We start from the raw sequence: 22707 nt of genomic DNA on the forward strand, positions 1-22707 counted from the left end.
CGTGTTTTACATCACTGGAAACGGCTGGCTTCAGCTTTTTGCATGACTTTTGCCATGGGAGCCAACTGAAATGGAGCGGCTGATCCGCCTGTTCACCACGCTGATTCGCTGGGGGCTGGGCTTCTGCGCGTTGCTGTTGGTGGTGACGGCCTTGTACGTCAGCCTGGGTCGGGAACTGACTCCGCTGGTGGCTGAGTATCAGGTCGAGGTCGAAGCCAAGTTGCAGCAGACCGTAGGTTTGCCGGTGCATATCGGCAGTCTGGAGGGGCGTTGGAGCGGGCTGTCGCCGATTCTCCTGGCTCACGATGTGATGGTGGGCGAGGGGGCCAATGCCCTGCGTCTGGACCAGGTCAGCGTGGCGCCGGATATGCTCGGCAGTCTCCTGGCTCGTGATTTGCGGGTAGGGCGCCTGGAACTCAGCGGCCTGAGCCTGAGCCTCAAGGAGGGCGCTGATGGCCAGTGGCAGCTGGAGGGTCTGCCGACGCAGCAGGACCAGCCGCTGGACCCCGAGCAGTTGCTGACCCGCTTGCAGCAGGTGGCCGAGCTGTCTCTCTTGGACAGCCAAGTCACCTTGCTGGCGCAGAATCACCCGCCCCTGGCCCTGACCTATGTCGGCCTCAATCTGCGTACAGGTCCTAGTCGTCAACGCCTGGACCTGCGTCTGACCCTGCCGGACGGCCAGCCCCTGGCCATGAACCTGCGGACCCGGATCCGTGCCAATACCTGGCGCGAGGCTCAGGCCGATCTGTACCTGAGCCTGCCGCAAAGCGACTGGTCGCGCTGGCTGCCGGCCCGCCTGACCCGGCAATGGAAACTGTCTGAACTCAAGGCCGGTGGCGAGTTGTGGCTGAACTGGGCCAAGGGCACAGTGCAGAGCGCTGCGCTGCGCCTGAATGCCCCTCAGTTCACCGGAGCCTACGCCGAGCGGACCCCAGTTACCCTGAAGAACCTGGCGTTGAACGCCTTCTTCCAGCGCAGCGAGCAAGGCCTGCAGGTGCAGCTCGACTCCCTGGCGCTGAACCTGGGCGATACTCGTTGGGAGTCGCGGCTGCAGCTGCAGCAAAGCAACGCCAGCGAAAAAACCGAAGAGCTCTGGCATGTACAGGCTGATCGCCTGGACCTGACGCCGATCACGCCGATCCTCGATGCCCTGGTACCGTTGCCGGAAGGCCTGGCCACCACCATCGAACGTTTGAAGGTCACTGGCGGGTTGCGCAATGTGCTGCTCGACTATCGCCCACAGAACACCGGCGACCAACGGCTGAGCTTTGCCGCCAACCTCGACCGGGTCGGCTTCGATGCCTATCACGGCGCTCCGGCGGCGCGAAACGTCAGTGGCAGTATCAGCGGCGACCTGGGCCAGGGCGAGCTGCGCATGGACAGCAAGGATTTTTCCCTGCACCTGTATCCGATCTTCGCCAAGCCCTGGCAGTACATCCAGGCCAACGCCACCCTGACCTGGAAGCTGGACAAGCAAGGTTTCACCCTGATCGCCCCCTACCTCAAGGTGCAGGGAGAAGAGGGCAAGATTGCCGGCGATTTCCTGATCCGGCTGCACTTCGACCACAGCCAGGAAGACTACATGGACTTGCGGGTCGGCCTGGTGGACGGCGATGGGCGCTACACCGCCAAGTACCTGCCCCAGGTGCTCAGTCCGGCGCTGGATGAATGGCTGCGCACGGCGATCCTTAAGGGCGCGGTGGATGAGGGTTTCTTCCAGTACCAGGGTTCGTTGAACCATGACGCTATCGAGGCGGCTCGCAGCATCAGTCTGTTTTTCAAGGTGCATGACGCCGAACTGGCGTTCCAGCCGGGCTGGCCGCACCTGAGCAAGATCAGTGGCGACGTGTTCGTCGAAGACAGCGGCGTACGCATTGTCGCCAGCAAGGGGCAGCTGTTGGACACCAAGGTGCGGGATGTTTTCGTCAATATTCCCCATTCCGTCGCCGGTCAGAGCATCCACATGTTCATCGACGGCAGTTTTGCCGGCGGCCTGGGTGACGGGGTGAAGATTCTGCAGGAAGCGCCGATCGGCACCGGCTCGACCTTTGCCGGCTGGCAGGGCGAGGGCGATCTGCAAGGCAAGCTGAACCTGGACATCCCCCTGGTCAAAGGCGAAGAACCGAAGATCGTGGTGGACTTCAAGACCGACAAGGCCCGCCTCAAACTCAGTGAACCCGAACTGGAACTGACTCAGCTCAAGGGCGACTTCCGCTTTGACAGTGCCAGGGGGCTGAGCGGTACAGGGATCAGTGCCCAGGCGTTCGATCGGCCGGTCACGGCGCAGATCTTTGCCGATGGCAAGCCAGGCAAACCCAATACCCGGGTGGTTGCCAAGGGCCAGGTTACGGTGAAGAAGCTCACCGATTGGTTGAAAGTCAGCCAGCCGTTGCCGGTGTCTGGCGAAGTGCCCTATCAGTTGCAACTGAACCTTGATGGTGCCGACAGCCAATTGATGGTCAGCTCCAGCCTCAAGGGCGTGGCGGTGGACCTGCCGGCGCCGTTCGGCATGGCCGCCAGCACCGGGCGTAACAGTGTGTTTCGCATGACCCTGCAAGGGGCCGAGCGGCGCTACTGGTTCAAATACGGTGAGTTGGCCGACTTCACCTTCGCGGCGCCCAGCGGCAAGTTCGCCGAGGGCCGGGGCGAACTGTTCCTCGGCGACGGTGCGGCCTTGCTGCCTGCGGGCAAGGGACTGCGGGTGCGGGGGATTCTGTCCGAGCTGGATGTGGAGCCGTGGAAAGCGCTGGTGGATCGCTATGCCGGGCAGGACCCGGGGGGCAGTGCCAAGCAGTTGCTCAGCAGTGCGGACTTCAAGGTCGGCAAGCTCAGCGCCTTCGGCACCACGCTGGACCAGGTCAATCTGCTGCTGAGCCGAAAGCCGGCTGCCTGGGAGCTGCAGATCGACAGTCAACAGGCCAAGGGCAAAGTCGGGATTCCCGATGCCAAGGTGGCGCCGATGGTCATCGACATGGCGTATGTGCGTCTGCCGGCTGCCGACCCGGCGGCCCAGGCCGATGAAAATGCACCTGACCCTTTGGCTTCGGTGGACCCGAAGAACGTTCCGCCACTGGATATTTCCATTGCCCAACTGTTCCAAGGGCAGGACCTGATCGGCCGCTGGGCGCTCAAGGTCCGGCCGACGGCCAAGGGCATGGTCTTCAATGGCCTGGACCTGGGCCTCAAGGGCATGCAGTTGCAAGGCGAGGGTGGCTGGGAAGGCCAGGCCGGTGCCAGCAACAGTTGGTACCGTGGCCGTATTGGCGGCCAGAACCTGGCTGACGTGCTCAAGGGCTGGGGCTTCGCGCCGACCGTGACCAGTGAGGACTTTCACCTGGACGTCGATGGCCGCTGGCCGGGCTCACCGGCCTGGGTGGGCTTGAAGCGTTTCTCCGGCAGCCTGGACGCCACCCTGCGCAAGGGCCAGTTCGTCGAAGTCGAAGGCGGCGCCCAGGCACTGCGGGTGTTCGGCTTGCTCAACTTCAACTCCATCGGCCGGCGCCTGCGCCTGGACTTCTCCGACCTGTTCGGCAAGGGCCTGAGTTATGACCGGGTCAAGGGTGTGCTGGCGGCGAGCAACGGCGTGTACGTCACTCGCGAGCCGATCACCCTGACCGGGCCGTCGAGCAACCTGGAGCTCAATGGCACCTTGGATATGGTGGCTGATCAAGTGGATGCCAAGCTGCTGGTGACCCTGCCGGTCACCAACAACCTGCCGATTGCCGCGCTGATTGTCGGGGCGCCGGCGGTGGGTGGGGCGTTGTTCCTGATCGACAAGTTGATCGGTGATCGCGTGGCGCGCTTTGCCAGCGTCAAATACAACGTCAAGGGCCCGTGGAAAGAGCCGAAAATCACCTTCGACAAGCCGTTTTGAGAATCCTCGATTCGCGCCTATGGAGTAGCATGGCGGCCTACCCAATACGGAGTACGCCATGTCTCTTGCGGTGATTCAAATGGTCAGCCAGAGCGATGTTCTGGCCAATCTGCTGCAGGCCCGGGGCCTGCTCGAGCGAGCCGCTGCCGGCGGTGCAACGCTGGCGGTCCTGCCGGAAAATTTCGCCGCCATGGGCCGCCGTGACATGGCAGCCATCGGTCGTGCCGAAGCCCTGGGCGAAGGTCCGATCCTGCCATGGTTGAAACAGACCGCCCGCGACCTCAGGTTATGGATTGTGGCCGGGACCTTGCCGCTGCCCCCCAAGGATCAGCCAGAGGCCAAGTCCAATGCCTGTTCATTGTTGGTGGATGATCAGGGGCAGATCGTGGCGCGTTACGACAAGCTGCATCTGTTCGATGTCGACGTGGCGGACAATCGCGGACGCTATCGTGAATCCGATGACTATGCTCATGGAAACCGAGTGGTGGTGGCGGATACGCCGGTGGGCCGGTTGGGGCTGACGGTCTGTTATGACCTGCGCTTTCCCGAGCTGTATAGCGAATTGCGGGCCGCTGGCGCTGAATTGATTACCGCGCCTTCGGCTTTTACCGCTGTGACCGGCGCCGCGCACTGGGAGGTGCTGATCCGGGCTCGGGCCATTGAAACCCAGTGCTACCTGCTGGCGGCGGCCCAGGGCGGAGTCCACCCCGGCCCCCGGGAAACCTACGGCCATGCGGCCATCGTCGACCCTTGGGGACGCTTGCTGGCGGAGCAGGATCAAGGTGAGGGCGTGCTGCTGGCCGAGCGCGACAGCAGTGAACAGGCGTCCATCCGGGCGCGGATGCCGGTGGTCAGTCACCGGCGCATTTTCTCGCAAGGCGTTCAACGGCTTGCATAAGTACGACGAATTTAAGGCCAAAGCATATGAGCGGGTTGTTGTCCTCAGTCAGTGAACATCTTCTAGCCCCTGGCGGCGTGACCATCGAAAGCTTGCAGGGCGTGCTCGGGGATCTGGCCGGCCCGGGCATCGATGCCGCCGACCTGTATTTCCAGGGGCAGATTTCCGAGTCCTGGTCCCTGGAAGACGGGATCGTCAAGGAAGGCAGTTTCAACCTCGACCAAGGGGTTGGGGTGCGTGCGCAGTCCGGTGAGAAGACCGGCTTTGCCTACAGCAACGCCATCACCCTGGAAGCCTTGGGGCTGGCGGCCCGTGCTGCGCGTTCGATCTCCCGGGCCGGGCAGAACGGCACCGTGCAGGCGTTCTCGACCCAGGACGTGGCGCAGCTTTACGCACCGGACAACCCTCTGGAAGTCATCAGCCGGGCCGAGAAGGTCGAGTTGCTCAAGCGCGTCGATGCGGCGACCCGTGCCCTGGACCCGCGTATCCAGCAGGTCAGCGTGAGCATGGCCGGGGTCTGGGAGCGGATCCTGGTAGCCTCGACTGACGGCGGTCTGGCGGCGGATGTGCGGCCGCTGGTGCGCTTCAATGTCAGCGTCATCGTCGAGCACAATGGCCGACGCGAGCGCGGTGGCCACGGTGGTGGCGGGCGTACCGATTACCGCTATTTCCTCAGCGAAGACCGGGCCATGGGGTATGCCCGTGAAGCGCTGCGCCAGGCCCTGGTCAATCTCGAGGCCATTCCGGCGCCGGCCGGCACTTTGCCGGTGGTGCTCGGCTCCGGCTGGTCCGGGGTGCTGCTGCACGAAGCTGTGGGCCACGGCCTGGAGGGTGACTTCAACCGCAAGGGCAGTTCGGCCTACAGCGGCCGCATGGGCGAGATGGTGGCTTCCAAACTCTGCACCATCGTCGACGACGGCACCCTGGCCGGGCGTCGCGGGTCCCTGAGCGTGGACGATGAGGGCACCCCGACCGAATGCACCACCCTGATCGAGAACGGCGTGCTCAAGGGCTATATGCAGGACAAGCTCAACGCCCGCCTGATGGGTGTGGCCCGTACCGGCAACGGACGTCGTGAGTCCTACGCGCACCTGCCGATGCCACGCATGACCAACACTTACATGCTGGGTGGCGAAAGCGATCCGGCGGAAATCATCGCCTCGGTGAAGAAGGGCATCTACTGCGCCAACCTTGGCGGCGGCCAGGTGGACATCACCAGCGGCAAGTTCGTGTTCTCCACCAGCGAGGCGTATCTGATCGAAGACGGCAAGATCACCGCCCCGGTCAAGGGCGCGACTCTGATCGGCAACGGTCCGGAAGCCATGAGCCGGGTCTCGATGGTGGGCAATGACCTGTCCCTGGACAGCGGCGTCGGCACCTGCGGCAAGGATGGGCAATCAGTGCCGGTAGGCGTCGGCCAGCCGACCTTGAAGATCGATGCGATCACCGTGGGTGGTACAGGGGCATAAGAGAAGAGGGCGCCGGGTGAGCTGCTGGGCAGCTCACACGTGGAGGACTCAACGCAGACCGCGTTGGGTCTCGTCCAGTTCGCGGATGTACTTGAAGATTTTACGGCTGGAGGCCGGCGCCTTGTTATGGGCCACCTCGTGCTGGGCCTGACGGATCAGGGAACGCAGTTGCTGGCGATCGGCGTCCGGGTATTCACCGACGAACTTCTCCAGTACGTCATCGCCACCGCCGATCAGGCGGTCGCGCCAACGTTCCAGGTTATGGAAGCGTTCGTTGTACTGCCGGGTGGAGGCGTCGAGTTGGTCAAGCAGTTGCAGAATCGCGTCGGTGTCCTGGTCCCGCATCAGCTTACCGATGAATTGCAGGTGGCGCTTTCGGGCGATATGAGCGACGTGCTTGGGTGCATCCGCCAGGGCCCGGCGCAAGGCGTCGGTCAGAGGCAGTTTGTTCAGCAAGTCAGGCTTGAGAGTGGTAAGGCGCTCGCCGAGATCAACCAGAGCATGCAGCTCGCGTTTGACCTGGGATTTGCTTTTCTCCCCATCGAGGGAGTCGTCGTAAGAATCAACCATGGTGGCAGTCCGCAAAGAAACGCCGCCATGATAACCAGTCGAGGGCCGCTTGTCCGGCCCGGTCGCTCGCCGGCCTTAATCGAAAGCAGAATTTGAGTGGAGAACAGCATGAGTGCAGCACAAAGCGTCGGCCCACAGGCTTTGCCGGCCCTGCAGGAGCAAGTCGAGCAGATCGTTGCCGAGGCCAAGCGCCAGGGGGCCAGTGCCTGCGAAGTAGCGGTGTCCCTGGAGCAGGGGTTGTCGACGTCGGTGCGCCAGCGGGAAGTGGAGACCGTGGAGTTCAACCGCGACCAGGGCTTTGGCATCACCCTCTATGTGGGCCAGCGCAAGGGTTCGGCCAGCACTTCTGCCAGCGGCCCCGAGGCCATTCGTGAAACCGTGGCCGCGGCCCTGGCGATCGCCAAGCACACCTCCGAAGACGAGGCCTCGGGGCTGGCCGATGCATCCTTGATGGCCAAGGACCTGAAGGACTTCGACCTGTTCCACGCCTGGGACATCACCCCAGAGCAGGCCATCGAGCAGGCCCTGGCCTGTGAAGCAGCGGCCTTTGCTGCCGACAGCCGGATCAAGAATGCCGACGGCACTACCCTGAGCACCCACCAGGGCTGCCGGGTGTATGGCAACAGCCACGGTTTCATCGGTGGTTATGCTTCCACCCGCCACAGTCTGAGCTGCGTGATGATTGCCGAGGCCAATGGCCAGATGCAGCGCGACTACTGGTACGACGTCAATCGCCAGGGCCAGTTGCTGGCCGACCCTGCGAGCATTGGTCAGCGTGCCGCCCAGCGCGCAGCTAGCCGGCTTGGCGCCCGTCCGGTGCCGACCTGCGAAGTGCCGGTGCTGTTTTCCGCGGAACTGGCCGGTGGCCTGTTCGGCAGTTTTCTCGGCGCGATTTCCGGTGGCAACTTGTATCGCAAATCATCCTTCCTTGAAGGTGCATTGGGCCAGCAACTGTTTCCCCAGTGGCTGACCATCGATGAGCGTCCGCACCTGATGCGCGCCATGGGCAGTTCGGCGTTCGATGGTGATGGCCTGGCCACTTACGCCAAGCCGTTCGTCAAGGATGGGGAGTTGGTGTCCTATGTGCTGGGCACCTATTCCGGGCGCAAGCTGGGCATGCCGAGCACCGCCAATGCCGGTGGGGTGCACAACCTGTTCGTCACCCATGGCGACGAAGATCAGGCTGCGCTGCTGCGGCGCATGGGGCGTGGTCTGTTGGTGACCGAGCTGATGGGGCATGGCCTGAACATGGTCACTGGGGATTATTCCCGTGGTGCAGCGGGTTTCTGGGTCGAGAACGGCGAAATCCAGTTCGCGGTACAGGAAGTGACCATTGCCGGTAATTTGCGGGACATGTTCAAGCAGATCATTGCCGTGGGTAACGACCTGGAACTGCGCAGCAACATTCGCACCGGCTCGGTGCTGATCGAACGCATGACTGTCGCCGGCAGCTGACCGCCGTCCTGAGTCACCCCAACGCGCCACCTCCCCGGGTGGCGCGTTTTTTTATGCCTGGCGCTTTGTAGAGCTGGCTTGCCAGCGAAGGCGTCCTGACGTCCGACACCAGGCGCAAGAGCCCATTCGCCGGCACGCCGGCTCCTACAAAAGTTGGGCGAAAATCGTACAAGCCAGATTGATTTGATTCTCAATATCATTTAATAATGAAAATCATTATTCAATGAGCCCAGGTCATGAGTTCTGCCTTGCACGAGCAGCCCTACCTCGAAAGCTGGCGCTGGATGAGTCGCCAGATCCGTTGCGCACTGGAACCGGACGAACCGCGTCTGATCGAGCATTACCTCGCCGAGGGCCGCTACCTGGCCTGCTGCACCGCGATGTCGGCCTGGACCGTCGCCGAAACCTCCTTCCGTTTGTTGATCGATACCGCTACCGATACTGCGCTGCCCTGGCACTGGCGAAGCCTGTGCCTGGATCAGGCCTGGCGGCCTTTGCGCGACATGGAGCGGTTGTCTTTGTGCAAGTGCCGGCTCAAGCGCTGGCAAAGCCATGCCTGGCAACTGGCGACCTGCTCGCTGCTGCCTTCCATTCCTCTGATTGAACTGGTGCAAGGATTTCCCGATGAGTAATACCCGTATCGAACGCGACAGCATGGGCGAGCTGCAAGTCCCGGAGCAGGCCCTGTATGGCGCGCAGACCCAGCGTGCGGTGGATAACTTTCCCATCAGCGGGCAACGCATGCCGGCAGCCTTCATTCGTGCGCTGATCCTGGCCAAGGCCGCGGCGGCCAAGGCCAACGTCGAGCTTGGGCAGCTCAGCGCGTCCCAGGGCAAGGCCATCGTCGATGCCGCCCAGGGCTTGCTGGAAGGCGACTTTATGCAGCACTTCCCGGTGGACATCTTCCAGACCGGCTCCGGTACCAGTTCCAACATGAACGCCAACGAAGTGCTGGCGACCCTGGCCAGCCGCTTGTTGGGCGAGCCGGTCAACCCCAATGACCACGTCAACTGTGGCCAGAGCAGCAACGACATCATTCCTACCACCATTCACGTCAGCGCAGCCCTGACCCTGCATGAGCAATTGCTGCCGGCACTGGTGCATCTGGTGGAGGTCATCGAGCGCAAGGCGGTGCAGGTGCACCCCTTCATCAAGACCGGTCGTACCCACCTGATGGATGCGATGCCGGTGCGAATGAGCCAGGTACTGGACGGTTGGGCACAGCAGCTCAAGGCCAATATCGCTCACTTGCAGGACCTGCTGCCGAGCCTGCAGGCCCTGGCTCAGGGCGGCACCGCGGTGGGCACCGGAATCAACGCTCACCCCGAGTTCGCCGCGCGCTTCAGTCAGCAGTTGAGCAAGCTGACCCAGGTGCAGTTCACCCCGGGCAAGAACCTGTTCGCCCTGATCGGCTCACAGGACACGGCGGTCACGGTATCCGGCCAGCTCAAGGCCACTGCGGTGTCGTTGATGAAGATCGCCAACGACCTGCGCTGGATGAACTCCGGCCCATTGGCGGGGCTTGGCGAAATCGAGCTGGAGGGGCTGCAGCCGGGTTCCTCGATCATGCCGGGCAAGGTCAATCCGGTGATTCCGGAAGCCGTGGCGATGGTCGCAGCCCAAGTCATTGGTAACGACAGCACCATCACCGTGGCCGGGCAGTCGGGCAACTTCGAGCTCAACGTGATGCTGCCGATCATCGCCCAGAACCTGCTCGGCAGTATTGAGCTGCTGGCCAACTCCAGTCGCCTGTTGGCGGACAAGGCGATTGCCAGCTTCAAGGTCAACGAACCCAAGCTCAAGGAAGCGCTGTCACGCAACCCGATCCTGGTGACTGCTCTGAACCCGATCATCGGTTATCAGAAGGCCGCAGAAATCGCCAAGACCGCCTACAAGCAAGGTCGCCCGGTGATCGACGTGGCGCTTGAACTCACTGATCTGCCACGCAGCCAGCTTGAGGTCCTGTTGGACCCGGAAAAACTCACCGCAGGCGGCGTGTAATTCCAACACCGCTTTGGAGGCTCACCATGGAGCACTGGAAACGCACGATCGAAAGGGCCAATCGTCTCTTTATGCAGGGCGAACTGGTGGACGCTCGCGAGTTCTACCTGCAGGCATTGGCCTTGGCCCAGGTGTTGTTCGAGCGCTGGGGGGATGCCGACGAGGCGGTGGCAGCCTGTGTGATTTCCCATCACAACCTGGCAGACCTGCATTTGCGCCTGAACCAACCGGAGGAGAGCGCGGAGTACCTCTGCGCGATCCATCAGCGCTTGCTGCAAACCATGCAGGACAACCGCCTCAGCCCTGCCTTGCGCGAAGCGGCTTTGCGCCAGAGCAGCAAGACCTACGTCGAACTGCTGAATTTCATCGGTGATCACGGTGAGTACCCCCGTACTCATCGTTTGCTGGACAGCAACGTCGCGGGCCTGTCAGCCGACAGCCCGCTAGCCGACAGCCCCTCTTACGGAGCCCATTGATATGTCCTTTACCTTGCCTGCACTGCCTTATGCCTATGACGCGCTGGAACCGCACATCGATGCGCAAACCATGGAGATTCACTACAGCAAGCACCACCAGACCTACATCAACAATCTCAATGCCGCTGTAGAGGGCACTGAATGGGCGAGCTGGGAAGTCGAGAAACTGGTGGCCAGTGTCCAGCAACTGCCGGAAAAACTTCGGGCCGCGGTGATCAACCAAGGGGGAGGCCACGCTAACCATTCGCTGTTCTGGGCGGTCATGACCCCAGCAGGTGGCGGTAAGCCCGAGGGTGCCCTGGGTCAGGCAATCGAGCAGCAACTGGGTGGTTTCGAGAGCTTCAAGGAGGCGTTCACCAAGGCTGCGCTGACCCGCTTCGGCAGTGGCTGGGCCTGGCTCAGCGTGACTCCGGAGAAAAAACTGGTGGTGGAAAGCAGCGGTAACCAGGACAGCCCGCTGATGAATGGCAACACGCCGATTCTCGGTCTGGACGTGTGGGAGCACGCCTACTACCTGCGTTATCAGAACCGTCGGCCGGAATACATCAATGCGTTCTACAACGTGATCAATTGGCCGGAAGTCGCGCAACGCTATCAGGCCGCGATGGCCTGATACCTCCATTCATAACAAGATCTAAGGCCGATTATGGGCACTGAAACACTGGCGATCAGCAGCGGACGGATGTTTCGTTATGCCTTCGGTTCGCTGTTGCTGTTGGCGGGGACCGCGTTGCTGGTGGCTCAAGGGCTGAGCTGGCTGAATCTGGAACCAAGGTTGTTGCGCGCCTTGCAGGGTGGCTCGATCTGCGCATTGGGCACGGCACTAGGGGCGGTCCCGGTGCTGGTGATCCGCAGAATGCCGATGGCCGTGAGCGATACGTTGCTGGGTTTTGGCGCTGGGGTGATGCTGGCGGCGACGGCGTTTTCGCTGATCGTTCCCGGTATTGCCGCCGCTCAAGACTTGGGTTTGTCTGCCTGGGGCTCCAGTGGCCTGGTTTGCGCCGGCATCATGCTGGGTGCCTTTGGTTTGTTCCTGGTGGATCGCAAGGTCTCGGGCGCGAGCCCCGAAGTCCTGGTCGGCACGGCGGAACATCCGGTGATTGCGCCACGCATCTGGCTGTTTGTCTTCGCCATCATTGCCCACAACATTCCGGAAGGCATGGCGGTGGGGGTGTCGGCAGGGGGCGGCATGGCAGATGCGGACAGCCTGGCCATGGGGATTGCCCTGCAGGATGTGCCGGAGGGACTGGTGATCGCACTGGTGCTGGCGGGGGCGGGGATGTCGCGGGTCAGGGCATTCCTGATTGGCGCCGCTTCAGGTTTGGTGGAGCCGGTCTTTGCCTTGCTCTGTGCCTGGTTGGTGAGTCTGGCGCAGGTGCTGCTGCCGCTGGGGTTGGCCCTGGCGGCGGGAGCCATGTTGCTGGTGGTGACTCACGAAGTGATTCCCGAGTCCCGTCGCAATGGTCACGAAAAGCTCGCCAGCCTCGGCTTGTGCATCGGCTTTTGCCTGATGATGGTGATGGATACGGCGCTCGCCTGAGGGGCGCTTGGCGAGTGGCCCGGAGGGGCTTACTCGCCCTCGTCGAAGTAGTTGTTGATCAATGCCACCAGCGCATTCAGCGCTTCCTGTTCCTGCTCGCCTTCGGTCTTCAGATGAATCTTGGTGCCCTTGCCTGCGGCGAGCATCATCATGGCCATGATGCTTTTGCCGTCCACCATGGATTCCGGGCTCCTGCCGGCGCGGATCTGGCAGGGGAACTGCCCCGCTACGCCGACGAATTTGGCTGAGGCACGGGCATGCAGGCCCAGTTTGTTGATGATTTCGATTTCCAGAGCTGGCATCGCGGGGTAGATCCTTTCAGCTAAGGTCGCGGTGGCGAACCTGGACGTTCTTCAGGGATTTTTGCAGGACCTGGCCCAGGCGCTCGGTCAGGTACACGGAGCGGTGGTGCCCGCCGGTGCAACCAATGGCAATGGTTACATAAGCGCGATTGCTGGCAGCGAAACGTGGCAGCCACTTGAGCAGATAGCTGGAGATGTCCTGGAACATTTCCTCGACATCGGGCTGTGCGGCCAGGTATTCGGCCACAGGTGCGTCCAGCCCGGATTGGGCGCGTAGTTCGGGCTTCCAATACGGATTGGGCAGGCAGCGCACGTCGAATACCAGATCGGCGTCCACCGGCATGCCGCGCTTGAAACCGAAAGACTCCACCAGGAACGCAGTCCCGGGTTCGGGTTGGTTCAGCAGGCGCAGCTTGATGGTGTCCCGCAGTTGGTAGAGGTTCAGATTGGTGGTGTTGACCTTGAGGTCGGCCAGATCGACGATGGGGCCCAGCAGCTGGGTTTCATCGTGGATGGCTTCGGCCAGCGAGCGATTGGCACTGCTCAGCGGGTGACGCCGCCGGGTTTCCGAGAAGCGCTTGAGCAGGGTTTCCTCGTCGGCGTCCAGATAGAGCACGTCGCACTGGATATGCCGGCTGCGTACTTCTTCCAGCAACTCGGGGAAGCGCGACAGATGGCTGGGCAGGTTTCGGGCGTCGATGGAAACCGCCACCAGAGGTTGTGCCAGTTCCGTGTGAATCAACGCGCGCTCGGCCAGCTCGGGCAGCAAGCCGGCGGGAAGGTTGTCGATGCAGTAGTAGCCGTGGTCCTCAAGAACATCGAGGGCGGTGCTTTTACCTGAGCCGGAGCGGCCGCTGACAATGATCAAGCGCATGATTACTGACCGTTTTGCTCGTCCAGGACAACCTGATACAAGGCTTCATTGCTGGTGGCACTGCGCAGTCGGTCACGGACTTCCTTGCGATCGAGCATGCTGGCGATCTGCCGGAGCAGTTCCAGGTGTGCGTCGGTAGCGGCTTCCGGAACCAGGAGGACGAACAGCAGATCCACAGGGGCACCGTCGATGGCGTCGAAGTCGATTGGAGCGTCCAGGTGCATCAGCGCACTGATAGGCGACTCGCAGCCTTTGAGGCGGCAGTGGGGAATGGCGATGCCGTTGCCAAAACCGGTGGAACCGAGTTTTTCACGGGCGATCAGGCTCTCGAAGACATCCTGCATCTCCAGATCAGGCACTTCGCGGCTGATCAGGTTGGCAATTTGTTCGAGGGCGCGTTTTTTACTGCCGCCCGGCACGTTCACCAAGGAACGGCCGGGGGTCAGGATGCTTTCAAGTCGGATCATGGGAGGGGAGTGTTAGCGACCCGTGCCTTGGAGAAGGTGGAGTTGCTTTTCCTTATGCTTTTTCAGTTGGCGGTCAAGCTTGTCCGTGAGCAGGTCAATTGCGGCATACATATCGTCATGTTCTGCATTGGCGACGACCTCCCCACCGTGGATGTGCAGGGTGGCTTCGATTTTCTGCTTCAGCTTCTCGACAGCCATGGTGACCTGCACATTGGTAATCTTGTCGAAGTGCCGCTCCAGCCGGTCGAGTTTCTCGCCGATGTAAGCGCGCAGAGGTTCAGTCACTTCGAGTTGGTGTCCACTGATGTTGACTTGCATACAGCTTCTCCTTCGTTGCCAGTGCATAACGCGGCAGGCTGGGTTGCCTGCCACCTAGACCGCGTTTGAAACCGACTTTCGACCTGTTTCAAACACACTCTGAAACGCTGTGGCCAGCCCGGCGGCTACATCAACCGCTTCCGTTCGCTGGAAGGCGCGATCCCAAGGGATTCGCGGTACTTGGCGACGGTACGACGGGCTACCTGAATGCCTTGTGCCTCCAGTAAACCAGCGATCTTGCTGTCACTCAACGGCTTTTTCTGATTTTCCGCAGCCACCAGTTTTTTGATGATCGCGCGGATCGCCGTGGACGAGCATTCGCCGCCTTCGGAGGTGCTGACGTGGCTGGAGAAAAAGTATTTCAGTTCATATATGCCCCGGGGGGTATGCATGAATTTTTGCGTGGTCACACGGGAAATGGTCGATTCGTGCATGCCCACAGCTTCGGCGATGTCGTGCAGAACCAGAGGTTTCATGGCTTCATCGCCGTACTCCAGGAAGCCCCGTTGGTGCTCGACGATCTGAGTGGCGACTTTCATCAGGGTTTCGTTGCGGCTCTGCAGGCTCTTGATGAACCAGCGAGCTTCCTGCAACTGATTGCGCATGAAGGTGTTGTCGGCACTGGTGTCGGCGCGGCGAACAAAGCCGGCGTACTGTGCGTTGACCCGCAGGCGTGGCACGGACTCCTGATTCAATTCCACCAGCCAGCGCTCGTTGTCCTTGCGCACGATGACGTCCGGGACCACGTATTCGGCTTCGCTGGATTCGATCTGTGAGCCCGGGCGCGGGTTGAGGCTCTGCACCAGTTCGATGACCTGACGCAGTTCGTCTTCCTTGAGCTTCATGCGGCGCATCAGCTGGCTGTAGTCGCGACTGCCCAGGAGGTCGATGTAGTCACTGACCAGGCGCTGGGCTTCGCTCAGCCAGGGAGTTTTTGCTGGCAGTTGGCGCAGTTGCAGCAGGAGGCATTCGCCCAGGTTGCGGGCGCCGATGCCGGCCGGCTCGAATTGCTGGATGCGGTGCAGGACGGCTTCGATCTCGTCCAGTTCGATGTCCAATTCCGGATCGAAGGCCTCGAGAATTTCTTCAAGGGTCTCGTCCAGGTAGCCCTGATTGTTGATGCAATCGATCAGGGTCACGGCGATCAGGCGGTCGGTATCCGACATCGGCGCCAGGTTCAATTGCCAGAGCAGGTGGCTTTGCAGGCTCTCGCCGGCCGATGTGCGAGTGGTGAAGTCCCACTCATCGTCATCGCTGCTGGGCAGGCTGCTGGCGCTGGTCTGGTAGACGTCTTCCCAGGCGGTGTCCACCGGCAGTTCGTTGGGGATGCGTTCGTTCCATTCGCCTTCCTCGAGGTTATCCACCGTGGGGGCGGTTTCCTGGTAGGAGGGTTCCTGGATCTCGGTGTTGGGTTTGGACTCTGTGTTGTCGGCCAAGGGGTCGCTGTTGTCGAAGTCTTCGCCATCTTCCTGGCGTTCGAGCATCGGGTTGGACTCCAGGGCTTCCTGGATTTCCTGTTGCAGGTCCAGGGTCGACAATTGGAGCAGGCGGATGGCCTGTTGCAGCTGCGGTGTCATCGTCAGCTGCTGGCCCATTCTCAGGACTAGCGATGGTTTCATGGCAGGGGCTTAACACCTTATTTGCCGGCGCACATGCGCCATCCACTACAGGGCGCCGGAGCGCCAAACATAAGCAAATTATATGCCTGAAACTGAAGTGTTTGCCTAGAGCGCTGTAACAATAAAATTTGTAGGGATTTATTGTTCCTGGCGCTCTGGCATCTAGCCCGACACCTCAGCCTTTACAGGCGGAACTCATGGCCCAGGTAGACTTCCTTGACCAGTTCGTTGGCCAGGATGGTCTCGGAGTCGCCTTCGGCGATCAGTTGCCCGTCATTGACGATGTAGGCGGTTTCACAGATGTCCAGGGTTTCGCGGACGTTGTGGTCGGTGATCAGCACCCCAATGCCCTTGGCCTTCAGGTGGTGGATGATCTGCTTGATATCGCCGACCGAGATCGGGTCCACGCCGGCAAAGGGTTCGTCCAGCAGGATGAACTTGGGGGCAGTGGCCAGGGCGCGGGCGATTTCCACGCGGCGGCGTTCACCACCGGACAGGCTCATGCCGAGGTTGTCGCGGATGTGATTGATGTGGAATTCCTGCAGCAGGCTTTCCAGTTCCTGGCGACGGCCGGCCTTGTCGAGTTCCTTGCGGGTCTCGAGGATGGCCATGATGTTGTCGGCCACCGACAGCTTGCGGAAGATCGAAGCTTCCTGGGGCAGGTAGCCGATGCCGGCGCGAGCGCGACCGTGCATCGGTTGGTGGCTGACATCCAGGTCGTCGATCAGGACGCGGCCCTGATCGGCCTGGACCAGGCCGACGATCATGTAGAAGCAGGTGGTCTTGCCGGCGCCGTTGGGGCCGAGCAGGCCGACGATCTGGCCGCTGTCGATGGACAGGCTGACATCACGCACGACCTGGCGGCTCTTGTAGCTCTTGGCCAGGTGCTGAGCTTTCAGAGTTGCCATTACTGGGCCTTTTGCTCGTCGGTTTTCTTTTTCGGCTGGATGACCATGTCGATCCGCGGACGTGGTGCGGTGACCGAGCTGCCATTGGCGCGACCGGCGTTAGCCACTTGCTTGACGGTGTCGTAGACGATCTTCTCGCCTTCGGTGGTGTTGCCGTCGTTGATGACCTTGGCCTTGTCGATCAGCACGATGCGATTCTGCTGAGCGTGGTACTGGATGGTCACAGCGTAGGCCTGAACCGGTTTCGGGTCGGTCTGCTTCTGCAACTGCTCGAAGTAGGCGAGGTTGCCCACCGACGTCACTACGTCGATTTCGCCGCTCTTGGCTCGGGTGATGGTCACGGTGTTGCCGGTGATCTTCATCGAACCCTGGGTGATGATCACATCGCCCTTGTAGGTGGCCACGCCGTTCTTGTCGTCCAACTGGGCGTCGTCGGCCTGGATGCGGATCGGCTGTTGGCTATCGTTCGGCAGAGCCCAGGCGCTCACGCTTCCCAGTGCTGCGCCCAGACTGAGCAAAATAGGGAGGGTTTTAACGAGCCTCATACTGTCCTCTTACGTTCGATAGCAGGTTCATCCTGCCGTCTTTCAAATACGCTTTCATTCCCTTGGCCGTAGTCACGCCGCCGGCGCCGTCGATTCTAACGGCTTGCTCGGTCTGCGCATATTGCTTCTGCGGGAATACTGTCATGCGGCTGGTGGTGATCAGCAGGTTGCGGTTGTGCTCATCGGTGCGGGAAACCCGTACCGAATCGATCAGTTCGACCTCGGTGCCGTCCGGATTGACTTCGCCTCGCTCGCTCTGGACGTGCCAGGGGAAAGTGGTGCCGCGGTACATCTGCAGGTCCGGTTTGGTCAGCAGCGTCACTTCGCTGGCCTTGACGTGCTCCACTTTGTCCGAGGTCATTTCGTACTGCAGCTTGCCGTCAGGCAGGTACTGCACGCTGCGGGCGTTGATCACGTAATAGTCGATGGCGTTCTCGTCGACCTGCACTACCGGCTTGTCGAGGAAGCGCTCTGGGCTGATGTTCCAGTAACCGACCGCCGCGAACAGCAGGGCGATGATCCCGAATATCAGGATGTTGCGAATCTTTTTACTCAGCATGGGTGGGCTCTATAGGTAAGCGGCGTTGGCTGCTTCAAGGCGGTCCTGGGCTTGCAGGATCAGCTCGCAGAACTCCCGGGCAGCGCCTTCGCCGCCGCGGGCTACGGTGGTGCCGTGGGCGTGCTCGCGGACAAAGCCGGCTGCGTTGGCCACCGCCATGCCCAGACCGACACGGCGGATCACCGGCAGGTCGGGCAGGTCGTCGCCCAGATAGGCGACCTGTTCATAGCTTAGGCCCAGTTGGGCAAGAAGTTCGTCCAGCACCACCAGCTTGTCTTCACGACCCTGGTACAGGTGGGGGATCCCCAGGTTCTTGGCCCGGCGTTCCACTACTGGAGTCTTGCGCCCGCTGATGATCGCTGTCTGCACTCCGGCGGCCATGAGCATCTTGATGCCCTGGCCGTCGAGGGTATTGAAGGTCTTGAACTCGCTGCCGTCTTCAAGGAAGTACAGGCGACCGTCGGTCAGTACGCCGTCGACGTCGAAAACCGCCAGCTTGATGTTTTTACCGCGTTGCAGCAGGTCGGTACTCATTACATCACTCCCGCGCGCAGCAGATCGTGCATGTTCAAGGCGCCGATCGGACGGTCTTCCTTGTTCACCACCACCAGGGCGCTGATTTTATGGTCTTCCATGATCTTCAGTGCTTCGGCTGCCAGCATATCGGCACGTGCAGTCTTGCCGTGAGGGGTCATGACCGAGTCGATGGTGGCGTGATGGATATCGATGGCACGATCCAGGGTGCGGCGCAGGTCGCCGTCGGTGAAGATCCCGGCCAGGCGGCCATCGGCCTCCAGGATCACGGTCATGCCCAGGCCCTTGCGGGTCATCTCCATGAGCGCGTCCTTGAGTAGGGTGCCCCGTTGCACCTGCGGCAGCTCAGTGCCTTCGTGCATCACATTCTCTACCTTGAGCAGCAGGCGGCGGCCCAGGGCACCTCCCGGATGGGAGAAGGCGAAGTCTTCGGCGGTGAAGCCGCGGGCTTCCAGCAGGGCCACGGCCAGGGCATCGCCCATCACCAAGGCAGCTGTGGTAGAGGAGGTAGGGGCCAGGTTCAGCGGGCAGGCCTCATGCTCGACATGCACATTGAGGTTGACGTCCGCGGCCTTGGCCAGCGGCGACTCAGGGTTGCCGGTAAGGCTGATCAACTGGATGCCCAGACGCTTGATCAAGGGCAGCAGGGTGACGATTTCGTTGGTGGAACCGGAGTTGGAGAGGGCCAGGATCACGTCGTCGCGAGTGATCATGCCCATGTCGCCATGACTGGCTTCGGCCGGGTGGACAAAGAAAGCCGTGGTGCCGGTGCTGGCCAGGGTGGCGGCGATCTTGTTGCCGATGTGCCCGGATTTGCCCATGCCGACCACTACCACTCGGCCTTTGCTGGCCAGAATCATCTCGCAAGCGCGTACGAAATCTGCGTCGATATGGGGCAGCAAGCCTTCTACTGCCTGAAGTTCGAGGCGGATGGTGCGTTGTGCTGACTGAATCAGGTCGCTGGATTGGCTCATGTCTGAAATCGTATAGCCCGATGAAAAGGCGGCGATTATAGCGGTAATGAACAAATCCCTCACGCAAGTTCGTCAGCCTTTATCCGGCTGGTATTGGGATTCATCCGATTATGCCTGTCTTGGACCTGAACGTTCACGGCTTCGGCCTTGGGGGCTCCGTATCAGCAGTGATATAGTTCGCCGCCAGTTCGGCCTGCCCAGGGGCACGTACTCCCGGCAGGGAGCCAAGCGTCCGAGTGATAGGCTGCATCGCAAGGAGTTTAGATGAGTGCCGATAACGCCTACGCGGTCGAGCTGAAGGGATTGTCCTTCAAGCGCGGTACGCGCAGCATTTTCAATAACGTGGATATCCGTATTCCGCGGGGCAAGGTCACCGGCATCATGGGGCCTTCAGGCTGCGGAAAAACCACCCTGTTGCGCTTGATGGGCATGCAGTTGCGGCCCAGCAGCGGCGAAGTGTGGGTCAACGGCCAGAATCTGCCGACCCTCTCGCGCAGTGATCTGTTCGATGCGCGCAAGCAAATGGGCGTTCTGTTCCAGAGCGGCGCGCTGTTCACCGACCTGGACGTGTTCGAGAACGTAGCCTTTCCGCTACGTGTGCATACCCAACTGCCGGACGAAATGATCCGTGACATTGTCCTGCTCAAGCTGCAGGCCGTTGGCCTGCGCGGCGCAGTGGACCTGATGCCTGACGAGCTGTCCGGCGGCATGAAGCGCCGTGTTGCTCTGGCTCGTGCCATTGCCCTGGATCCGCAAATCCTCATGTATGACGAGCCCTTCGTTGGCCAGGACCCCATCGCCATGGGCGTATTGGTGCGCCTGATCCGTTTGCTCAACGATGCCCTGGGCATTACCAGCATCCTGGTTTCCCATGATCTTGCGGAAACCGCGAGCATTGCCGATTACCTCTATGTAGTAGGTGATGGCCAGGTACTGGGGCAGGGAACTCCTGACGAACTGATGGACTCCGACAATCCGCGTATCCGTCAATTCATGAAGGGCGATCCCGACGGCCCGGTGCCGTTTCACTTTCCAGCGACGGATTACCGCGCAGATCTCCTGGGGAAGCGCTGATGCGCAAAATATCGTTAATCGAGAGGATTCGCCTCTTCGGTCGTTCAGGCATCGATGTCCTGGCGGTACTGGGGCGTTCCACGCTGTTCCTGTTTCATGCGCTGCTGGGGCGTGGCGGCATTGGCGGCAGCTTTGGCCTGCTGGTCAAACAGCTGCACTCCGTGGGCGTGATGTCTCTGGTGATCATCGTCGTGTCCGGGATTTTCATCGGCATGGTGCTGGCGCTGCAGGGCTTCAATATTCTCTCCAGCTACGGTTCGGAGCAGGCCGTCGGGCAAATGGTTGCCCTGACCTTGCTGCGGGAGTTGGGGCCGGTGGTGACTGCGTTGCTGTTTGCCGGTCGTGCCGGTTCGGCGCTGACCGCGGAAATCGGCAACATGAAGTCCACCGAGCAACTCTCCAGCCTGGAGATGATCGGGGTCGACCCGCTCAAGTACATCATTGCGCCACGCCTGTGGGCGGGCTTCATATCCCTGCCGTTGCTGGCGATGATTTTCAGCGTGGTGGGTATCTGGGGCGGTTCCTGGGTGGCTGTCGACTGGCTGGGCGTCTATGACGGTTCCTACTGGGCGAACATGCAGAACAGCGTGACCTTCAGTGGTGACGTGCTCAACGGTGTGATCAAAAGTATTGTTTTTGCGTTTGTAGTGACCTGGATCGCCGTATTCCAAGGCTACGACTGTGAGCCCACTTCAGAGGGGATCAGCCGTGCCACTACCAAGACCGTGGTGTATGCCTCGTTGGCCGTACTCGGCTTGGACTTTATTCTGACCGCCTTGATGTTTGGAGATTTCTGATGCAAAACCGCACCCTGGAAATCGGTGTCGGCCTTTTCCTGCTGGCCGGCATCCTGGCTTTGCTGTTGCTTGCCCTGCGGGTCAGTGGCTTGTCTCCGACTGCGAGCACCGATACCTATAAACTTTACGCCTACTTCGACAATATCGCCGGTTTGACGGTCAGAGCTAAGGTGACCATGGCCGGTGTGACCATCGGCAAGGTCACGGCGATCGATCTGGACCGTGACAGCTTCACCGGCCGGGTGACGATGCAACTGGAAAAACGTGTGGATAATCTGCCGACCGACTCCACTGCATCTATCCTGACTGCTGGCCTGTTGGGTGAGAAATACATCGGTATCAGCGTGGGCGGGGAAGAAGCCTTGCTCAAGGATGGTGGAACCATCCACGACACCCAGTCGTCGCTGGTGCTGGAGGACCTGATCGGTAAATTCCTGCTCAATACCGTTAGCAAAGACGCCAAATGAGGAGTTTTTCGATGATCTCTATCTTGCGACGTGGCTTGTTGGTCTTGCTGGCGGCCCTGCCGTTGCTGGCCAATGCGGCAAGCACGCCTTCCGCGCATGATCTGGTGCAGGACACGACCACTCGTCTGCTGGCGGACCTGGCGGCCAATAAAGAGAAGTACAAGCAAAGCCCGAACGACTTCTATAACGCCTTGAACGGTATTGTCGGGCCGGTGGTGGACGCCGATGGCATCTCTCGCAGCATCATGACCGTGAAGTATTCGCGCAAGGCAACCCCGGAGCAGATGACGCGCTTCCAGGAAAACTTCAAGCGCAGCCTGATGCAGTTCTACGGCAATGCCTTGCTGGAGTACAACAACCAGGGCATCACGGTTTCTCCTGCCAAGGATGAAAGCGGTACCCGTACCAGCGTGGATATGCAGGTCAAAGGCAACAACGGCGCGATCTACCCGGTGTCCTACACCCTGGAGAAGATCAACGACGAGTGGAAAGTGCGCAACGTGATCATCAACGGCATCAATATCGGCAAGCTGTTCCGTGATCAGTTCGCCGACGCCATGCAGCGTAACGGCAACAACCTGGACAAGACCATCGACGGCTGGGCCGGCGAAGTGGCCAAGGCCAAGGAAGTCACCGAAGACGCCGCACATAAGGCTGCGCAATGAGCGAGTCCGCCGTACGCCTCGGGGACGCCGGGGAGTTGCTGATCAGCGGTGTGCTGGATTACCGCAGCGGCCCGGGTCTGCGCAAGCAGGGCCAGGCATTGATCAAGTCGAGCCCGGCTGCGGCATTGGTGCTGGATTGCTCGGCAGTGGAAAAGTCCAGCAGTGTCGGCCTGGCCCTTTTGCTGGCCTTCATGCGTGATGCCCAGGACCTCGGCAAGGCGGTGAGTGTGCGTGCCTTGCCCGAGGACATGCGGGAAATTGCCGAAGTATCCGGGGTCACCGAGATCCTCCTCCATCCGTAGTAACCCACATCTATATAGA

The 22707-nt window shown here is 61.0% G+C and carries 25 protein-coding genes; 14 read left to right on the forward strand and 11 right to left on the reverse strand.

The window, feature by feature from the left end; translation table 11 throughout:
* The first annotated feature begins 70 nt into the window (after nt 1–70).
* The 3 genes from P7C00_RS05075 to tldD are packed head-to-tail and all read left to right on the forward strand — an operon-like array spanning nt 71 to nt 6241.
* Entirely contained in the window at nt 71–3874 is a 3804-nt protein-coding gene (locus P7C00_RS05075; RefSeq protein WP_404938231.1) for a YhdP family protein, read from the forward strand.
* 58 nt (nt 3875–3932) lie between these two features.
* Nucleotides 3933–4772, forward strand: a complete 840-nt coding sequence (locus P7C00_RS05080; RefSeq protein WP_346633627.1) for a carbon-nitrogen hydrolase family protein — start codon at nt 3933–3935, stop codon at nt 4770–4772.
* A gap of 26 nt (nt 4773–4798) precedes the next feature.
* Nucleotides 4799–6241, forward strand: coding sequence for a metalloprotease TldD (tldD, locus tag P7C00_RS05085; RefSeq protein WP_041115974.1), 1443 nt, complete (start codon nt 4799–4801; stop codon nt 6239–6241).
* 48 nt (nt 6242–6289) lie between these two features.
* On the opposite strand, the gene yjgA is transcribed toward tldD, so the two are convergent.
* On the reverse strand, nt 6290–6811 hold the full coding sequence (yjgA, locus tag P7C00_RS05090) for a ribosome biogenesis factor YjgA (protein ID WP_123727460.1): 522 nt from the start codon (nt 6809–6811) through the stop codon (nt 6290–6292).
* Between the two features lie 108 nt (nt 6812–6919).
* Between yjgA and pmbA the strand changes: the two genes are divergently transcribed.
* The 6 genes from pmbA to P7C00_RS05120 all read left to right on the forward strand — a co-directional run bounded on the left by pmbA (nt 6920) and on the right by P7C00_RS05120 (nt 12283).
* The gene (gene pmbA / locus P7C00_RS05095; protein WP_404938232.1) at nt 6920–8266 is read left to right on the forward strand and encodes a metalloprotease PmbA; all 1347 of its coding nucleotides are present in this window, start codon (nt 6920–6922) and stop codon (nt 8264–8266) included.
* A gap of 236 nt (nt 8267–8502) precedes the next feature.
* Entirely contained in the window at nt 8503–8898 is a 396-nt protein-coding gene (locus P7C00_RS05100) for a FagA protein (RefSeq protein WP_102861146.1), read from the forward strand.
* The gene (locus P7C00_RS05105) at nt 8891–10267 is read left to right on the forward strand and encodes a class II fumarate hydratase (protein WP_404938233.1); all 1377 of its coding nucleotides are present in this window, start codon (nt 8891–8893) and stop codon (nt 10265–10267) included. The genes P7C00_RS05100 and P7C00_RS05105 overlap by 8 nt, the downstream gene beginning before the upstream one ends.
* Nucleotides 10268–10293: 26 nt before the next feature.
* Nucleotides 10294–10743, forward strand: a complete 450-nt coding sequence (locus tag P7C00_RS05110; protein ID WP_404938234.1) for a hypothetical protein — start codon at nt 10294–10296, stop codon at nt 10741–10743.
* 1 nt (nt 10744) lies between these two features.
* The gene (locus P7C00_RS05115; RefSeq protein WP_404938235.1) at nt 10745–11356 is read left to right on the forward strand and encodes a superoxide dismutase; all 612 of its coding nucleotides are present in this window, start codon (nt 10745–10747) and stop codon (nt 11354–11356) included.
* Between the two features lie 33 nt (nt 11357–11389).
* Nucleotides 11390–12283: a ZIP family metal transporter gene (locus P7C00_RS05120; protein WP_213664737.1), complete on the forward strand. Its 894-nt coding sequence runs from the start codon at nt 11390–11392 to the stop codon at nt 12281–12283.
* A gap of 29 nt (nt 12284–12312) precedes the next feature.
* Here P7C00_RS05120 and P7C00_RS05125 read toward each other — a convergent pair whose 3' ends face one another.
* From P7C00_RS05125 to P7C00_RS05170, 10 genes are all read right to left on the reverse strand, one after another.
* Complete coding sequence (locus P7C00_RS05125) at nt 12313–12585, reverse strand: HPr family phosphocarrier protein (protein ID WP_041115979.1); 273 nt, start codon at nt 12583–12585, stop codon at nt 12313–12315.
* A 16-nt stretch (nt 12586–12601) separates the two neighbouring features.
* Nucleotides 12602–13459: an RNase adapter RapZ gene (gene rapZ / locus P7C00_RS05130; protein WP_011059266.1), complete on the reverse strand. Its 858-nt coding sequence runs from the start codon at nt 13457–13459 to the stop codon at nt 12602–12604.
* Between the two features lie 2 nt (nt 13460–13461).
* Entirely contained in the window at nt 13462–13926 is a 465-nt protein-coding gene (gene ptsN / locus P7C00_RS05135) for a PTS IIA-like nitrogen regulatory protein PtsN (RefSeq protein WP_011059267.1), read from the reverse strand.
* 12 nt (nt 13927–13938) lie between these two features.
* Complete coding sequence (gene hpf / locus P7C00_RS05140) at nt 13939–14244, reverse strand: ribosome hibernation-promoting factor, HPF/YfiA family (RefSeq protein WP_016966642.1); 306 nt, start codon at nt 14242–14244, stop codon at nt 13939–13941.
* Between the two features lie 125 nt (nt 14245–14369).
* Nucleotides 14370–15863 carry an RNA polymerase factor sigma-54 gene (locus P7C00_RS05145; RefSeq protein ID WP_102861151.1) on the reverse strand — a complete coding sequence of 498 codons (1494 nt, stop codon included), beginning with the start codon at nt 15861–15863 and terminating at the stop codon, nt 14370–14372.
* A 182-nt stretch (nt 15864–16045) separates the two neighbouring features.
* The gene (lptB, locus tag P7C00_RS05150) at nt 16046–16771 is read right to left on the reverse strand and encodes an LPS export ABC transporter ATP-binding protein (protein WP_011059270.1); all 726 of its coding nucleotides are present in this window, start codon (nt 16769–16771) and stop codon (nt 16046–16048) included.
* The gene (gene lptA, locus P7C00_RS05155; protein ID WP_123727467.1) at nt 16771–17316 is read right to left on the reverse strand and encodes a lipopolysaccharide transport periplasmic protein LptA; all 546 of its coding nucleotides are present in this window, start codon (nt 17314–17316) and stop codon (nt 16771–16773) included. The genes lptB and lptA overlap by 1 nt, the downstream gene beginning before the upstream one ends.
* A complete protein-coding gene (gene lptC / locus P7C00_RS05160; protein ID WP_346633622.1) occupies nt 17303–17875 on the reverse strand; it encodes an LPS export ABC transporter periplasmic protein LptC in 573 nt (190 codons plus the stop codon). The genes lptA and lptC overlap by 14 nt, the downstream gene beginning before the upstream one ends.
* A gap of 9 nt (nt 17876–17884) precedes the next feature.
* Nucleotides 17885–18409 (reverse strand): HAD family hydrolase, encoded by a 525-nt coding sequence (locus P7C00_RS05165; RefSeq protein ID WP_346633621.1) that lies wholly within the window; start codon nt 18407–18409, stop codon nt 17885–17887.
* Nucleotides 18409–19383, reverse strand: coding sequence for a KpsF/GutQ family sugar-phosphate isomerase (locus tag P7C00_RS05170; RefSeq protein ID WP_346633620.1), 975 nt, complete (start codon nt 19381–19383; stop codon nt 18409–18411). Before P7C00_RS05170 ends, P7C00_RS05165 begins: the two co-directional genes overlap by 1 nt.
* 264 nt (nt 19384–19647) lie before the next feature.
* On the opposite strand from P7C00_RS05170, the gene P7C00_RS05175 reads away from it, so the two are divergent.
* The 5 genes from P7C00_RS05175 to P7C00_RS05195 are packed head-to-tail and all read left to right on the forward strand — an operon-like array spanning nt 19648 to nt 22688.
* Entirely contained in the window at nt 19648–20457 is an 810-nt protein-coding gene (locus tag P7C00_RS05175) for an ATP-binding cassette domain-containing protein (RefSeq protein ID WP_123727471.1), read from the forward strand.
* Nucleotides 20457–21254, forward strand: a complete 798-nt coding sequence (mlaE, locus tag P7C00_RS05180) for a lipid asymmetry maintenance ABC transporter permease subunit MlaE (protein ID WP_123727472.1) — start codon at nt 20457–20459, stop codon at nt 21252–21254. Before P7C00_RS05175 ends, mlaE begins: the two co-directional genes overlap by 1 nt.
* On the forward strand, nt 21254–21721 hold the full coding sequence (gene mlaD, locus P7C00_RS05185) for an outer membrane lipid asymmetry maintenance protein MlaD (RefSeq protein WP_011059277.1): 468 nt from the start codon (nt 21254–21256) through the stop codon (nt 21719–21721). The genes mlaE and mlaD overlap by 1 nt, the downstream gene beginning before the upstream one ends.
* An 11-nt stretch (nt 21722–21732) precedes the next feature.
* The gene (locus P7C00_RS05190; protein ID WP_346633619.1) at nt 21733–22386 is read left to right on the forward strand and encodes an ABC transporter substrate-binding protein; all 654 of its coding nucleotides are present in this window, start codon (nt 21733–21735) and stop codon (nt 22384–22386) included.
* Nucleotides 22383–22688, forward strand: coding sequence for an STAS domain-containing protein (locus P7C00_RS05195; protein WP_346633618.1), 306 nt, complete (start codon nt 22383–22385; stop codon nt 22686–22688). Before P7C00_RS05190 ends, P7C00_RS05195 begins: the two co-directional genes overlap by 4 nt.
* The last annotated feature ends 19 nt before the right edge of the window (nt 22689–22707 follow it).

The sequence above is a fragment of the Pseudomonas sp. JDS08PS003 genome (genome assembly GCF_045013505.1).
In the GTDB taxonomy this organism is placed as follows: Bacteria; Pseudomonadota; Gammaproteobacteria; order Pseudomonadales; family Pseudomonadaceae; genus Aquipseudomonas; species Aquipseudomonas protegens_B.

What these genes read in the sequence shown, in the direction of transcription:
- P7C00_RS05080 (WP_346633627.1), top strand. Translation starts at nt 3,933, where the DNA reads ATGTCTCTTGCGGTGATTCAAATGGTCAGCCAGAGCGATGTTCTGGCC.
- ptsN (WP_011059267.1), bottom strand. Translation starts at nt 13,926, where the DNA reads ATGATCCGACTTGAAAGCATCCTGACCCCCGGCCGTTCCTTGGTGAAC.
- P7C00_RS05175 (WP_123727471.1), top strand. Translation starts at nt 19,648, where the DNA reads ATGAGTGCCGATAACGCCTACGCGGTCGAGCTGAAGGGATTGTCCTTC.
- pmbA (WP_404938232.1), top strand. Translation starts at nt 6,920, where the DNA reads ATGAGTGCAGCACAAAGCGTCGGCCCACAGGCTTTGCCGGCCCTGCAG.
- P7C00_RS05125 (WP_041115979.1), bottom strand. Translation starts at nt 12,585, where the DNA reads ATGCCAGCTCTGGAAATCGAAATCATCAACAAACTGGGCCTGCATGCC.
- P7C00_RS05110 (WP_404938234.1), top strand. Translation starts at nt 10,294, where the DNA reads ATGGAGCACTGGAAACGCACGATCGAAAGGGCCAATCGTCTCTTTATG.
- hpf (WP_016966642.1), bottom strand. Translation starts at nt 14,244, where the DNA reads ATGCAAGTCAACATCAGTGGACACCAACTCGAAGTGACTGAACCTCTG.
- P7C00_RS05115 (WP_404938235.1), top strand. Translation starts at nt 10,745, where the DNA reads ATGTCCTTTACCTTGCCTGCACTGCCTTATGCCTATGACGCGCTGGAA.
- lptA (WP_123727467.1), bottom strand. Translation starts at nt 17,316, where the DNA reads ATGAGGCTCGTTAAAACCCTCCCTATTTTGCTCAGTCTGGGCGCAGCA.
- lptC (WP_346633622.1), bottom strand. Translation starts at nt 17,875, where the DNA reads ATGCTGAGTAAAAAGATTCGCAACATCCTGATATTCGGGATCATCGCC.
- P7C00_RS05100 (WP_102861146.1), top strand. Translation starts at nt 8,503, where the DNA reads ATGAGTTCTGCCTTGCACGAGCAGCCCTACCTCGAAAGCTGGCGCTGG.
- tldD (WP_041115974.1), top strand. Translation starts at nt 4,799, where the DNA reads ATGAGCGGGTTGTTGTCCTCAGTCAGTGAACATCTTCTAGCCCCTGGC.
- P7C00_RS05165 (WP_346633621.1), bottom strand. Translation starts at nt 18,409, where the DNA reads ATGAGTACCGACCTGCTGCAACGCGGTAAAAACATCAAGCTGGCGGTT.
- P7C00_RS05120 (WP_213664737.1), top strand. Translation starts at nt 11,390, where the DNA reads ATGGGCACTGAAACACTGGCGATCAGCAGCGGACGGATGTTTCGTTAT.
- mlaE (WP_123727472.1), top strand. Translation starts at nt 20,457, where the DNA reads ATGCGCAAAATATCGTTAATCGAGAGGATTCGCCTCTTCGGTCGTTCA.
- P7C00_RS05170 (WP_346633620.1), bottom strand. Translation starts at nt 19,383, where the DNA reads ATGAGCCAATCCAGCGACCTGATTCAGTCAGCACAACGCACCATCCGC.
- lptB (WP_011059270.1), bottom strand. Translation starts at nt 16,771, where the DNA reads ATGGCAACTCTGAAAGCTCAGCACCTGGCCAAGAGCTACAAGAGCCGC.
- P7C00_RS05190 (WP_346633619.1), top strand. Translation starts at nt 21,733, where the DNA reads ATGATCTCTATCTTGCGACGTGGCTTGTTGGTCTTGCTGGCGGCCCTG.
- P7C00_RS05075 (WP_404938231.1), top strand. Translation starts at nt 71, where the DNA reads ATGGAGCGGCTGATCCGCCTGTTCACCACGCTGATTCGCTGGGGGCTG.
- P7C00_RS05195 (WP_346633618.1), top strand. Translation starts at nt 22,383, where the DNA reads ATGAGCGAGTCCGCCGTACGCCTCGGGGACGCCGGGGAGTTGCTGATC.
- yjgA (WP_123727460.1), bottom strand. Translation starts at nt 6,811, where the DNA reads ATGGTTGATTCTTACGACGACTCCCTCGATGGGGAGAAAAGCAAATCC.
- P7C00_RS05105 (WP_404938233.1), top strand. Translation starts at nt 8,891, where the DNA reads ATGAGTAATACCCGTATCGAACGCGACAGCATGGGCGAGCTGCAAGTC.
- rapZ (WP_011059266.1), bottom strand. Translation starts at nt 13,459, where the DNA reads ATGCGCTTGATCATTGTCAGCGGCCGCTCCGGCTCAGGTAAAAGCACC.
- P7C00_RS05145 (WP_102861151.1), bottom strand. Translation starts at nt 15,863, where the DNA reads ATGAAACCATCGCTAGTCCTGAGAATGGGCCAGCAGCTGACGATGACA.
- mlaD (WP_011059277.1), top strand. Translation starts at nt 21,254, where the DNA reads ATGCAAAACCGCACCCTGGAAATCGGTGTCGGCCTTTTCCTGCTGGCC.